The organism is Pseudomonas germanica (genome assembly GCF_019614655.1).
GTDB lineage: Bacteria > Pseudomonadota > Gammaproteobacteria > Pseudomonadales > Pseudomonadaceae > Aquipseudomonas > Aquipseudomonas neuropathica.
Window position 1 is genome coordinate 784,203 of the sequence record NZ_CP071586.1, and the last position, 12,610, is coordinate 796,812.

12 protein-coding genes are annotated in these 12,610 nt (G+C 59.5%); 11 read left to right on the plus strand and 1 reads right to left on the minus strand.

From position 1 onward, the window contains the following. Positions 1–192 precede the first annotated feature (192 nt). The 11 genes from waaF to J0G10_RS03455 all read left to right on the plus strand — a co-directional run bounded on the left by waaF (position 193) and on the right by J0G10_RS03455 (position 11,949). Positions 193–1,227: a lipopolysaccharide heptosyltransferase II gene (gene waaF, locus J0G10_RS03405; RefSeq protein ID WP_093430125.1), complete on the plus strand. Its 1,035-nt coding sequence runs from the start codon at positions 193–195 to the stop codon at positions 1,225–1,227. A 1-nt stretch (position 1,228) separates the two neighbouring features. After that, positions 1,229–2,290, plus strand: coding sequence for a lipopolysaccharide heptosyltransferase I (gene waaC, locus J0G10_RS03410; protein ID WP_077570514.1), 1,062 nt, complete (start codon positions 1,229–1,231; stop codon positions 2,288–2,290). Next, positions 2,290–3,411 carry a glycosyltransferase family 4 protein gene (locus J0G10_RS03415; RefSeq protein ID WP_095047255.1) on the plus strand — a complete coding sequence of 374 codons (1,122 nt, stop codon included), beginning with the start codon at positions 2,290–2,292 and terminating at the stop codon, positions 3,409–3,411. Before waaC ends, J0G10_RS03415 begins: the two co-directional genes overlap by 1 nt. Continuing rightward, positions 3,411–4,217 carry a lipopolysaccharide core heptose(I) kinase RfaP gene (rfaP, locus tag J0G10_RS03420; RefSeq protein ID WP_220557448.1) on the plus strand — a complete coding sequence of 269 codons (807 nt, stop codon included), beginning with the start codon at positions 3,411–3,413 and terminating at the stop codon, positions 4,215–4,217. The genes J0G10_RS03415 and rfaP overlap by 1 nt, the downstream gene beginning before the upstream one ends. Further along, positions 4,217–4,951, plus strand: coding sequence for a lipopolysaccharide kinase InaA family protein (locus J0G10_RS03425; protein ID WP_093430128.1), 735 nt, complete (start codon positions 4,217–4,219; stop codon positions 4,949–4,951). Before rfaP ends, J0G10_RS03425 begins: the two co-directional genes overlap by 1 nt. Continuing rightward, positions 4,948–5,700 (plus strand): lipopolysaccharide kinase InaA family protein, encoded by a 753-nt coding sequence (locus tag J0G10_RS03430; RefSeq protein WP_095125331.1) that lies wholly within the window; start codon positions 4,948–4,950, stop codon positions 5,698–5,700. The genes J0G10_RS03425 and J0G10_RS03430 overlap by 4 nt, the downstream gene beginning before the upstream one ends. After that, positions 5,700–7,151 (plus strand): lipopolysaccharide kinase InaA family protein, encoded by a 1,452-nt coding sequence (locus J0G10_RS03435; protein ID WP_220557450.1) that lies wholly within the window; start codon positions 5,700–5,702, stop codon positions 7,149–7,151. Before J0G10_RS03430 ends, J0G10_RS03435 begins: the two co-directional genes overlap by 1 nt. Before the next feature lie 119 nt (positions 7,152–7,270). Further along, positions 7,271–7,606, plus strand: a complete 336-nt coding sequence (locus J0G10_RS03440) for a YceK/YidQ family lipoprotein (protein ID WP_095125333.1) — start codon at positions 7,271–7,273, stop codon at positions 7,604–7,606. 172 nt (positions 7,607–7,778) lie between these two features. Next, positions 7,779–9,533 carry a carbamoyltransferase family protein gene (locus tag J0G10_RS03445; protein ID WP_093430132.1) on the plus strand — a complete coding sequence of 585 codons (1,755 nt, stop codon included), beginning with the start codon at positions 7,779–7,781 and terminating at the stop codon, positions 9,531–9,533. Next, complete coding sequence (locus J0G10_RS03450) at positions 9,526–10,434, plus strand: glycosyltransferase family 2 protein (protein WP_095047259.1); 909 nt, start codon at positions 9,526–9,528, stop codon at positions 10,432–10,434. Before J0G10_RS03445 ends, J0G10_RS03450 begins: the two co-directional genes overlap by 8 nt. A gap of 75 nt (positions 10,435–10,509) precedes the next feature. Next, positions 10,510–11,949 (plus strand): hypothetical protein, encoded by a 1,440-nt coding sequence (locus J0G10_RS03455; protein WP_245398016.1) that lies wholly within the window; start codon positions 10,510–10,512, stop codon positions 11,947–11,949. Positions 11,950–11,952: 3 nt separating this feature from the next. Here the strand turns inward: J0G10_RS03455 and J0G10_RS03460 are convergent, their stop codons facing one another. After that, complete coding sequence (locus J0G10_RS03460) at positions 11,953–12,606, minus strand: toluene tolerance protein (RefSeq protein WP_095125335.1); 654 nt, start codon at positions 12,604–12,606, stop codon at positions 11,953–11,955. Positions 12,607–12,610: the final 4 nt, after the last annotated feature.

The window sequence follows — 12,610 nt, forward strand, 5'->3', positions numbered from 1 at the left end:
ACAGTGATCTGCGGTGAGTCGCAGATGTGTGAACAGAGGCAAAACCATGTGGGAGCGAGCCTGCTCGCGATAGCGGAGTGACAGTCGACAGTCATGTTGAAGGTAATGACCCATCGCAAGCAGTGCCGCTCCCTCAGTGATTCTCGAGGCGGGGAGGCGTAAATGCCTCCCCGGTTCGTTTTTGGAAACCACATGAATATTCTGATCGTTGGGCCCAGTTGGGTCGGTGACATGGTGATGGCGCAGACACTCTTTCAGTGTCTCAAGCAGCGCCACCCGCAATGCGAAATCGACGTCCTGGCCCCTGAGTGGAGCCGGCCGATCCTTGAACGCATGCCCGAAGTGCGCAAGGCCTTGAGCTTCCCGCTCGGCCACGGCGCGCTGGAATTGGCGACGCGTCGGCGCATCGGCAAATCCCTGCGTGGTCAGTACGATCAGGCGATCCTGCTGCCCAACTCGCTGAAGTCGGCGCTGGTGCCGTTTTTCGCCGGCATTCCGAAACGCACCGGCTGGCGCGGCGAATTCCGCTACGGCCTGCTCAACGATGTGCGCACCCTCGACAAACAACGCTATCCGTTGATGATCGAGCGGTTCATGGCTTTGGCCTATGAGCCGAACGCCGAGCTGCCGAAGCCTTATCCGCGCCCAAGCCTGCAAATCGACCCGGTCACTCGCGAAGCAGCGTTGGCCAAGTTCGGCCTGACCCTCGACCGCCCGGTGTTGGCCCTGTGCCCTGGCGCCGAGTTTGGCGAGTCCAAGCGCTGGCCGTCCGAGCACTACGCCAAAGTCGCCGAAGCGCGCATTCGTGAAGGCTGGCAGGTGTGGCTGTTCGGTTCGAAGAACGATCATGCGGTCGGTGAAGATATCCGCGCTCGACTGATTCCTGGCCTGCGTGAAGAATCGGTCAACCTCAGCGGCGGCACTTCGCTGGCCGAGGCCATCGACCTGATGTCCTGCGCCGACGCGGTGGTCTCCAACGACTCCGGCCTGATGCACGTTGCCGCTGCGCTGAACCGTCCACTGGTGGCGGTCTACGGTTCGACTTCGCCGGGTTTTACCCCGCCGCTGGCCGAGCATGTCGAAGTGGTTCGTCTGGGCCTCGATTGCAGCCCCTGCTTCGACCGCACCTGCCGTTTCGGTCATTACAACTGCCTGCGCCAGCTGATGCCGGATGCGGTCAACGATGCCTTGCAGAAGTTGCAGGGCTCTGTGGTCGAGGTTCATTAAGTTGCGGGTACTGCTGATCAAGACTTCATCGCTGGGTGACGTGATTCATGCGTTGCCGGCGCTGACCGACGCCGCCCGGGCCATTCCCGGAATCAAGTTCGACTGGGTAGTGGAAGAAGGTTTCGCCGAGATCCCGACCTGGCACCCGGCCGTTGGCAAAGTGATTCCGGTGGCGATCCGTCGCTGGCGCAAAAACCTCTGGAAAACCATCACCAGCGGCGAGTGGAAACGCTTCAAACAAAGTGTGCGCGCCAATAAATACGACTTGGTGATCGACGCTCAAGGCCTGCTGAAAAGCGCCTGGCTGACCCGCTACGTCAAAGCGCCGGTAGCCGGCCTCGATAAAGGTTCGGCGCGAGAGCCGATGGCTTCGCGTTTCTATGACCGCAAACTGGCTGTGGCCCGCGGTCAGCACGCCGTCGAGCGAGTGCGCCAACTGTTCGCCATCGCTCTCGGCTACGACTTGCCGAAAGGCTTGGGCGATTACGGCCTCAACGTCGAGCGTCTGGTCGAGCTGCCGCGCAAAAACGCCTTTGTGGTCTTCCTGCATGGCACTACTTGGGACACCAAACACTGGCCGGAAAGTTACTGGCGCGAACTGACTGAACGCGTCGGCTACCTCGGCGTCGGCGTCAAACTGCCGTGGGGCAACCCACAGGAAAAGGCCCGCGCCGAACGCATCGCCGCCGGTTTCAAACACGCCGAAGTGCTGCCGAAGCTCAATCTGGCCGGCGTCGGCAAAGTCCTCGCTGGTGCGCAAGCCTGCGTCGCGGTGGATACCGGTCTCGGCCACTTGGCCGCCGCGCTGGACGTGCCGACCATCTCGCTGTTCGGCCCGACCAACCCGGGCCTGACCGGCGCCTACGGCAAGTTGCAGATTCACCTGGCCAGCGACTTCCCATGCGCGCCATGCCTGCAAAAGAAATGTACCTATCAACCGACCGCGCAGGATGCCCGTCAGTTTGACCTGAAGCGTGAACAGCCGCTGTGCTTCACGCGTCTGAACCCCGAGCGTGTCGCCAGCCGACTGAGCACGTTGTTAATGGCTGAGGAGCTGCGCTGATGCAATTGGCATTCGTCCTGTACAAATATTTCCCGTTCGGTGGCTTGCAGCGCGACTTCATGCGCATCGCCCTTGAATGCCAGAAGCGCGGTCACCAGATTCGCGTCTACACGCTGATCTGGGAAGGCGACGTGCCGCCCGGTTTTGAGGTGCTGGTGGCGCCGGTCAAGGCGTTCTTCAACCATCGTCGCAACGAAAAACTCAGCGCGTGGATGGCAGCGGACCTGGCCAAGCGCCCGGTCGATCGCCTGATCGGGTTCAACAAGATGCCGGGGCTGGACGTCTACTACGCCGCCGATGGCTGCTTCGAAGACAAGGCGCAGAACTTGCGCAATTCGCTGTACCGCCGCTGGGGCCGTTATCGCCACTTTGCCGAGTACGAGCGCGCAGTGTTCGCCAAGGATGCGAAGACCGAAGTGCTGATGATTTCCGAAGTGCAGCAGCCGCTGTTCATCAAGCATTACGACACGCCACTTGAGCGTTTCCATCTGCTGCCGCCAGGCATCGCCCAGGATCGTCGCCGCCCGGCGGATGCCGCTGAAATTCGCGCCGGTTTCCGCGCTGAATTCAATCTCAAGGACGACGAACTGCTGCTGGTGCAGATCGGCTCCGGCTTCAAGACCAAAGGCGTCGATCGCAGCCTGAAAGCGCTGGCTGCATTGCCTGCCGAACTGAAGAAACGCACCCGGCTGTTTGTAATCGGCCAGGATGACCCCAAATTATTCCAGATGCAGAGCGCAACTTTGGGTCTGGGCGATAACGTGACGTTCCTCAAGGGGCGCAGCGATATCCCGCGTTTCCTGCTCGGCGCCGATCTGTTGATCCACCCGGCCTACAACGAAAACACCGGTACTGTGCTGCTTGAAGCGTTGGTCGCCGGTTTGCCGGTGCTGGTCAGCGCGGTCTGCGGTTACGCCCATTACATTGCCGAGGCGGATGCCGGGCGAGTGCTGGACGAACCGTTCGATCAGGCGCAACTGACGCAATACTTGACTGAAATGTTGCATGACGACGCTGCACGCGCGGCCTGGAGCCGCAATGGTCTGGCCTTCGCCGAGACGGCCGACCTCTACAGCATGCCGCAGCACGCGGCCGATGTGATTCTGGCGGAGCACGCTTAATGAAGTTGATGCTGGCTGAACCGTTCAAAAGCCTGTGGGCCGGCCGCGACCCGTTCGCTGAAGTCGAAGGCTTGCAGGGCGAGGTATACCGCGAGCTGGAAGCACGCCGGACGCTGCGCACGGAAGTCGACGGCAACGGATTTTTCGTCAAGATCCACCGAGGTATCGGCTGGGGCGAGATCTTCAAGAATCTGCTGACCGCCAAGCTGCCGGTTCTCGGCGCGGGCCAGGAGTGGCAAGCCATTCAGCGTCTGCAGGAAGTCGGCGTGCCGACCATGACTGCCGTGGCTTACGGCGAGAAGGGCAGTAACCCGGCAGATCAGCACTCGTTTATCGTCACCGAAGAACTGGCGCCGACCATCAGCCTCGAAGACTTCAGCATCGATTGGGTCAAGCAGCCGCCCGAGCCGAAACTCAAGCGCGCGCTGATCGCCGAAGTCGCACACATGACCGGCATGATGCACCGCGCTGGCGTCAACCATCGTGACTGCTATATCTGCCACTTCCTGCTGCACACCGATAAACCGGTGACGCCAGACGACTTCAAACTCTCAGTGATCGACCTGCACCGTGCCCAGACCCGCACGAAAATCACGCAGCGCTGGCGCAATAAAGATCTGGCCGCGTTGTACTTTTCCGCGCTGGACATCGGCCTGACCCGCCGCGACAAACTGCGTTTCCTCAAAGGCTATTTCCAGCAACCGCTGCGCCAGATCCTGGCTGAAGAAGCGCCGTTGCTGAGCTGGCTGGAAGGCAAGGCCAACAAACTCTACGCGCGTAAACAGCGTTACGGGGATGCGCTCTGATGGCGGGTTGGACTCTCGAGCCGCAATACAGCGAGCTCGCCGAAGACTTCGGCAGTCTCGAAGCGGTATTTGCGTTGCAGGGCGAACGCCTGACCCGTGATCCGCTGTCGGAAGTGATTCGCGTGCAGCGCAACGGCGTCAATTATTACGTCAAACGCTATGTCGGCGCCGGTAAAGGCTTGCGCCGTTACCTCGGCAAGCCGCGGGTGAAGATGGAATGGCAGAACCTCAAGCGCTTCGCCAAGTGGGGCATTCCCACCGCTGAAGTGGTGGCCTGGGGGCTGGAGCGACGTGGCGCGGCGTATGATCGTGGCGCCATGATCACCCGTGAACTGCCCGACACCGAAGACCTTTCGGCGCTCGCCGAGCGCAAGGATCCGAAACTCAAGGATCGCGCCTGGGTCGACGGTGTCAGTCGGCAATTGGCCGGCTATACCCGGACGATGCATGATCACCGATTTACCCATAACGATCTGAAATGGCGCAACCTGTTGATCGATGATCAGGCGCGGATATTTCTGATCGATTGCCCTAACGGCGAGTTCTGGCGCGGCTTCTGGCTCAAGTATCGGATCACCAAGGATCTGGCCTGTCTCGATAAACTCGCCAAATACCACCTGTCCAATACCCAACGCCTGCGCTTCTATAAGCAATACCGCCAGTGCGATCGGCTTGATAGCGCCGACAAGAAACGGATTCGGCACGTGGTGAGATTTTTCGAGGGACGCGAATGACTGATTTTCTCGCCGCTGAAGACCGCGCACTGCTTGAGCGCCATGGTCTTGGCACTTTTGACGCGCTTTGGGCGAAGCAGCTTGAGGCCGTGGACGAACCCAATACCGCCCGTGGCGGTTGGAGCAGCGTCTTCCGTCTGGATCTTGAAGGGCAAGGTTATTACCTCAAGCGCCAGAGCAACTACCTGACGCGGACCTTGCATGCGCCTTTCGGCGAGCCAAGCTTTGCCCGCGAGTTTCGCAATATCAGTCGCTATCGCAAGCTCGGTATCCCGGCGCTGCAAGCGGCGTTTTTCGGTGAGCGTAAGGTCAACGGCGAAGTCCGTGCCATCCTGCTGACTCGGGCACTCGATGGCTGGAGTGATCTGGAATCGCTGTTGCAGCGTTGGGCGCAGCTCAGTACCGCGCAGCATTCAGCCATTCTCAAGGCTTGCGGATTGCTCGCGCGGCATCTGCACGGCGTGCGTCAGGTGCACGGCTGCTTCTATCCCAAACATATTTTTCTGCGAGCCACCGGTGACGGGTATCAGGCGCAATTGATCGACCTGGAAAAGACCCGGCCGTTGTTGTTTGGTATGCGCGACCGGATCAAGGATCTGGAACCGCTGCAACGTCGCGCACCGGAATGGAACGAGGCGCAACTGCGTGAATTGCTCGCGGCTTATCTCGATCAGCCCACTGACAGCGCGCTGCTGGACAGTTGGCTGGCCCGGCTGACCGCGCGTCGCAGCCACAAGGAGACCCGCTGATGCAATTGTCCGAGCTGGCCGGTGCCGGACGAGCCCCGCAATTGCCACTGACGGTGACGCTGGCCGATGCCGCCGGCAGTGCTGATCTGCAATTGCTGAGCCTGCTGCGGGTGTTGCCGGGACAGCGTTACGTTGGCGCCGGTGTCTGGCGCGGGCGTCCGGTGCTGGCCAAATTGCTGGTCGGCGGCAAAGCTGCCCGGCATTTTCAGCGCGAGCTGGAAGGCGTGCGCTTGCTGGCTGCGCAAGGCCTGACCACGCCGCTGCTCCTGGCCGATGGTTTGCAAAATGGCGAAGGTGGCTGGTTGCTGTTCGATTTCCTTGAGGGTGCCGAAAGCCTTGGCGATGCCTGGGCGAAAGTCGAGTCGCTGCCGGTGTTGGCCGATGAGCAATCGGCGGTGCTGGCTGAGGCGCTGGGCGCTATCGGCCAATTGCACGGCAAAGGGCTTTGGCAGGAAGACCTGCACTTGGACAATCTGTTGCGCCACGGCGGCCAGTTGTACTTGATTGACGGTGCCGGGATTTGCGCAGAAACCGCCGGCCAACCGTTGTCGCGACAAAAAGTCCTGGAAAATCTCGGGGTGTTTTTCGCCCAGTTACCCAAGGCGTTGGAACCGTTCACTGAAGAGCTGCTGGTGTATTACCTGTTGAGCAACAGCGAGCATGCGTTGCCGCTGGAGGCCTTGCAGAAACAGATCGACAAAGTGCGGCGCTGGCGTTTGAAAGACTTCCTGATCAAGGTCGGTCGCGAGTGCACGCTGTTCAGTGTGCAGCGTGGAGCGTTCGCTCTGCGCGCGATCCGCCGCGAAGAAGAGTCAGCCATGCTGCCGGTGCTGGAGCAGGCCGATGCGTTGCTTGATCAGGGTCACCTGTACAAGACCGGTGGTGCGGCGAGCGTTGGCAAGGTTCAGGCCGGTGCGCGCACGCTGGTGATCAAGCGCTACAACATCAAGGGCTTTGCGCATTGGCTCAAGCGTTTCTGGCGGCCAAGTCGGGCCTGGCATTCGTGGCGCGAAGGCAATCGCCTGGCGTTTCTCGGCATCGCCACACCCAAACCGCTGGCGGTGCTGGAAAAGCGCTTTTTGTGGCTGCGCAGCCGTGCGTATCTGGTGACCGAGTTCCTGCCGGGGCCGGATATCATCGAGCGCTTTGCGCCGTACGTTGAAAGTGGTGAAGCGCCGGAAGCGGAGTTGCAGGCGCTGGATCAGTTGTTCGCCAGATTGATTGACGAGCGGATCAGCCATGGCGACTTCAAGGGACATAATCTGTTCTGGCAGCAGGATCGCTGGGCGCTGATCGATCTGGACTCGATGTGCCAGCATGGATCTGTCGGCAGTTTCGCGCCGGCCTATGCCCGTGACCGTGCGCGATTCATGCGCAACTGGCCCGAAAGCAGCGCGCTGTATCGGATTATTGATCTGCGGTTGCCGAAAGATATTTCCAGCGTGGCCTGAGACAAACCAGCAGTAGAGGACAAGATTCAGCGACTTGTCCTACAGCTTCTCCAGAAGCCATGAACTGTGCCCTGTTCAGTCCCGATGCTAATTTGCCCAACGACCTTGGAGGGCGAATTTTGACCATTAAACAGGCTGCAACGCTGGGTGTACTTTCATGGATTCTGGCTGGCTGTGGCAGCGCCATGACTGTCTTGCAGGACGATGCCGACGTGGCGCGGGACATGCGCAAACAAAAAACCTATTGCCAGTCCATTCCGCGGATTTACAGCGGTCTGGCCTTCGACTTCTGCGTGTTGAACGCGCCGCCGGATCCCAGCGGTTTTCTGGTGCCATTCGTGTTGCTGGATCTGCCATTGTCCGGAGTATTCGATACAGTAGCGTTGCCCTATACGGTTTATCGTCAGCTCACCGACGGCAATCTTGGTATTTACTGGCGCAAGGGCAGTTATTGAGTAGCAGGGTAAGGTTTCTCCAAACCATTCACCCAGAGGGCAATCGCACAGGGTAATTCCCTACTCGTTTACGCTATAATCCCGCCCTTTAGCTGTCACTCGCCCTGTGCGGGGGCACATCAATTTTCAAGGCGCATCGCGCCTGCACGCAGACTAAAGAGGCTAGACCCCTGTGGCATTGACGATTCTTGGCCTGTCCGGCGCCCTTAGCCATGACCCTTCAGCAGCCTTGTACATCGACGGCAAGCTGGTGGCGGCGGCTGAAGAAGAGCGCTTCGTACGCGATAAGCATGCAAAGAACCGCATGCCCTACGAATCGGCGAAGTTCTGTCTTGAGCAGGCCGGCATCAAGCCGTCCGACGTTGACGTAGTTGCGATCCCGTTCGCTCCGATCAGCCTGTTCGGCAAGGCGCGCTGGCACTACGCCAAGCGTTACTGGTACGCGCCGGATCGCGCCCTGGATGCGATCCTGATGGGCAACCGCCGCTACAAGCGCTACCGCAACAAGATTGTCTGGTGCCTGGAGCAATTGGGTTTTGATCCGAAGAAGATCAAGATCGAACCAGTCGAGCACCACTTGGCTCACGCCTCCAGCGCCTACCACTGCTCTGGCTTCAAAGAAAAAACCGCGATCCTCGGTATCGACGGCAAGGGCGAGTACGCCACGACCTTCTTTGGCTACGGTGAAAACGGCAAGATCCACAAGATCAAGGAATTCTTCGATCCGGACTCCCTCGGCGGCCTGTATGGCGCGATCACCGAGTTCCTCGGCTTCGAGATGCTCGACGGTGAGTTCAAGGTCATGGGCATGGCGCCGTACGGCGATGCCAGCAAGTACGATTTCTCGCGTCTGGCCTCGTTCGAAAACGGTGAGCTGGTGATCAACACCGACTACGCCAACGTTATCGGCCTGCGCCGCTATAAAGAGAAGGGTAAAGGCTTCTACTTCTCGCCTAAGCTGATCGAGTGGCTGGGGCCGAAGCGCGAAGGCGATATTGCTGACGAACCTTACATTCACTACGCCGCGAGCATGCAAGCGCTGTTCGAGAAGCTGGCGCTGCAGATGATCGATCACTATTTGGGTGACGTGCTCAAGGAAACCGGCAAACTGGCCTTCGCCGGTGGCTGTGCGCTGAACGTCAAACTGAACCAGAAAATCATTGCCCGCGACGACATCAAAGAGCTGTTCGTGCAGCCGGCGTCCGGCGATGCCGGCACTGCGGTCGGCGCCGCTGCCTACGTGTCTCACGCTCGTGGCGTACCGGTCGAGAAGATGGAGCACGTCTACCTCGGCCCGTCGTACAGCAACGAGGACGTGATCGCCGCTTGCGCCCGTCACGAGAACAAGCCAGCGTGGCGCAAGCTCGATAACATGCCGGAACAGATCGCCAAAATCATGGTTGATGGTAATCCCGTGGCCTGGTTCCAGGGACGTATGGAGTTCGGTCCGCGTGCACTGGGCGGTCGATCGATCATTGGTTGCCCGAGCGTGGCCGGTGTGGCCGACCGCATCAACCATCAGATCAAGTTCCGCGAGCGCTGGAGGCCTTTCTGCCCGTCGATGCTCGACACTGTTGCGCCGCAAATGATCAAGATCGATCACCCGGCACCGTTCATGACTTTCACTTTCGAAGTAGCGGACGAGTGGAAGACCCGTGTGCCGGAAGTCGTTCACGAAGATGGCACTTCTCGTGCCCAGGTCCTCAAGCGTGAATACAACCCGCGCTACTACGACATGATGAAGGCGCTGGAAAACCTGACCGGTAACGGCGTATCGCTGAACACCTCGCTCAACCGTCGTGGCGAACCGATGATTTGCTCGCCGACCGACGCGTTGAACATGTTTTTCGGTTCGGATCTGGAATACCTGATCATGGAAGATATTCTGGTCGTAAAAGAGGGTGTGAAAGGATACGAACTTGACTGAAACACTGATCAGCGTCGTCATTCCGGTTTACAACTATGCGCGAACGCTGCCTCGTGCAGTGGAGTCGGTGTTGGCGCAATTGGATGAAACGACGGCGGATCTGCTGGTCATCGACGACGGGTCGACGGACGATACGCCTGAGGTAGTGGAAAGGCTCCTGCTCAAGCATGGCGGTCGTTTTCGCGCGCTGCGTAAAAGCAACGGCGGATTGTCGTCGGTACGCAATCGGGGGCTGGAAGAGACAACCGGGCAGTATCTGGTGTTTCTCGACTCTGACGATGAAATGGCTCCCGGTGCATTGGCTGCGCTTGCGCAGCACATTGCCAGTCATCCGCAGACCCTTATGGTGATCGGTGCGCACTGGTCAGTGTTCGCTGACGGGCGCCGCAGCTTGCAGGCGGCCAGGCCTTTGCCTGTGACGCCCCGCCAGCGCCTGCAGGGTTACCTGCTGAACAAGACGGTGTCGATTTCCAACGGTGCCTGTGCGATGCACCGCGAAGTGTTCGCTCTGGGCAATTACCCGGAACATTTGCGCAACGTCGAGGACCTGCCAGTGTTTGCCCAAGTGCTGGCGCGCTACCCCTGCACCGTTCTAGACAAGCCTCTGGCACTGATCCACAAGCACGCCGACAGCATGCGCCATGATTTGCGCCAGAGTCTTGCTGCCGGTACGGAGCAGGTCGTCAGCGAGGTGTTTTCCAGTCGAAGAATGCCCGAAGAAATGTGTGATCTGCGCCAGGCGTTTCTGGCACAGCGCTGTTTGTCGCTGTTTCGCGACTGTTATTCCCATGGCGAGTACAAGCTGGCCAGGTCGTTCTATTTCCAGGCTTTGCGTGCAGACTGGCGGACGTTTTCACGCTGGTCATACACCCGCAAGGCTTTGCGGTTGCTGTTTCGGTAAGTGGGTCGCGGTGATGTGCGCGTACCTTGTAACGGATGTCGGTGAGGTGGCTGGGTGAAAGGTACGGGCGGTAGTGTGGCAACTCGAGTCTCCAGAATCATCGACAAATACCCGGTCTGGCTGGCGTTTGTGGGCAGCGCGCTGTTATCGCTGATAGCCGTCCTGGGCACTGCGACAGTGGGACGTGATGCCGCGCTGTATATCGATATTGCGCAACAGGTCACCGAGCACGGGCCGAATGTGGCTTGGGCTACATTCGACTGGCCCTGGTTTTCCTTTCTGCTGGCCGCTACGCATTCCATCCTGCATTTGCCGCTGGAGCTGAGTGCCTATCTTTGGTGTGCACTCTTTTTTGCCGGCACCAGCGCGTTGATGGTGGACTGCGTGCGTCAGCGGTCTGCGCTGGTCACCCGTTGGGCGTGCCTGGTGGTATTGGCCATGCCGGCGGTGAATGCCTTTCGAAACGACATCATCCGTGAGTGCGGTTTCTGGTTCTTCTGCACGCTGACGCTCTGGCTCGCGCTGCGCTGGCAAGCCCGTGGCGGCTGGTTGCGCGCGGCATTCATCCACCTGGCAATCGTCGCAGCAGCCTTGTTTCGGCTGGAGGCCTTATTGCTGGTGCCGGCGTTGGCTCTGTGGCAGTTGCCCAACCTGTGGTCATCTGGCCGACGGATGCAGTTTGCCCAGTTTTCGCTGCTGCCGGTTTTGGGGCTGCTGGCCATTTCGGCAACCAGTGTACTCATGTCGGCGCGAGTGATGCTGTATCTGGACATGATTGCCCCGCACAGTGTGTTCGCGTCCTTTCAAATGCTGTGCGATCAGTTTGCCAATTCGCTCATCAACAAGTACTCCCAGGATGAAGCCGGGCGGATCATTTTCTTCGGCATCCTGGCGACCATGACCATCAGTTTCGTGAAGTTGATGGGGCCTTTCGCCGTTCCCTTCATTCTGCGGCGTAACTGGGGGGTGCTAGGCGTCTACTGGCGCGACTATCGACCCTTCGCCTGGGCGGCGTTGCTGTATCTGATCGTGCTGGTGCTGTTTTTCATCAAGCAACAGTTCATGAATACGCGCTACCTGAGCTTTCTCAATCTGTTGTTTGTGCCCGTGCTGGCGATGGGGCTAGCGGCGTTTGTTCGCGAGTTCCCGCGTTGGGGCAGGTGGCTGGTGGTTCTGTGTTTGCTGGTGATGCTGTCGAACGTCATCTCCACCGGGGCCGGCAAAACCCATTACGTCCAGGCCGGACGCTGGTTGTCGGCCCATGTCGAGCCAGGGGCGAAGACCTATTTCGAGGACGGACGGATCAGCTATTACGCCGGTCGCGGCTACGTGTTGCCGGTACTGACCGCAGAGGAAGCGATGTCGGCAGCGCACGCGGGCGACTATCAGTACTTCCTCATCGAGGCCAAGGGTGACGAGCCTTGGCTGAATGAGTGGCTGGTGGCGCACAAGCTGCGCATCATCGAGCATTTCGCCAATCGCAAAGGTGCCACTGTAGTGGTCATCGGCCGCTAAGGCTTAACCGAGCAGCGGGCGCAGGCGCGAGATCAGCGGCGCTTGCCGGTTGCTCGGGAGTGCCTGCCGATAGCCCTCGATAAACGTGTCGCCGGCGTCCTGGCCGAGCAGCCATTGGCGGTCTTCCTTGTAGCGCAGCAAATGCGCGAAGTTACGCAGGCGTTTACTGTCACTGAGCGCGTGCTTCTGGCAGCGCAGGTCGGCAATATCGATCAGGCCCAAACGCTTGTCGGGGGTCTGCACGACGTTGCCAAAGTGCAGTGATCGAAAGTACACACCTTTTTCGTGCAGCAGGGCGAAGTACCCGCCCAGCTGGAATCTCAGTGTGTCAGCCTCTTCGTCAGTGCCTTGTAGCTGACGCACTGTATTGCCTTCCAGCGGGCTGTAATACACGCAGTCACGTTCGATGCTCGGGATGCGGTAGACCGCGATGACTTTGGGGCAGAGGATGTCGCGTTGTTCGAGGATCCGTGTATTGTCGGCAAAGCGTTGTGCATAGGGGTAGAACAGTGCCGAACTGAGCAGCCGCTTGCGGCGGAACAGCTTGAGCATGCGTCCATCGGCCAATCTGAGCACTTTGTCGCCGGAACCGTCGGCTTCCAATACGTGTGCACCCTCGCGCAGTGCCTCGTAAGTGCTGTGATCAATCGATTGCATATCC

Coding starts and splice junctions, on each gene's coding strand:
- waaF (WP_093430125.1), top strand. CDS start 193: ATGAATATTCTGATCGTTGGGCCCAGTTGGGTCGGTGACATGGTGATG.
- J0G10_RS03415 (WP_095047255.1), top strand. CDS start 2,290: ATGCAATTGGCATTCGTCCTGTACAAATATTTCCCGTTCGGTGGCTTG.
- rfaP (WP_220557448.1), top strand. CDS start 3,411: ATGAAGTTGATGCTGGCTGAACCGTTCAAAAGCCTGTGGGCCGGCCGC.
- J0G10_RS03425 (WP_093430128.1), top strand. CDS start 4,217: ATGGCGGGTTGGACTCTCGAGCCGCAATACAGCGAGCTCGCCGAAGAC.
- J0G10_RS03430 (WP_095125331.1), top strand. CDS start 4,948: ATGACTGATTTTCTCGCCGCTGAAGACCGCGCACTGCTTGAGCGCCAT.
- J0G10_RS03435 (WP_220557450.1), top strand. CDS start 5,700: ATGCAATTGTCCGAGCTGGCCGGTGCCGGACGAGCCCCGCAATTGCCA.
- J0G10_RS03460 (WP_095125335.1), bottom strand. CDS start 12,606: ATGCAATCGATTGATCACAGCACTTACGAGGCACTGCGCGAGGGTGCA.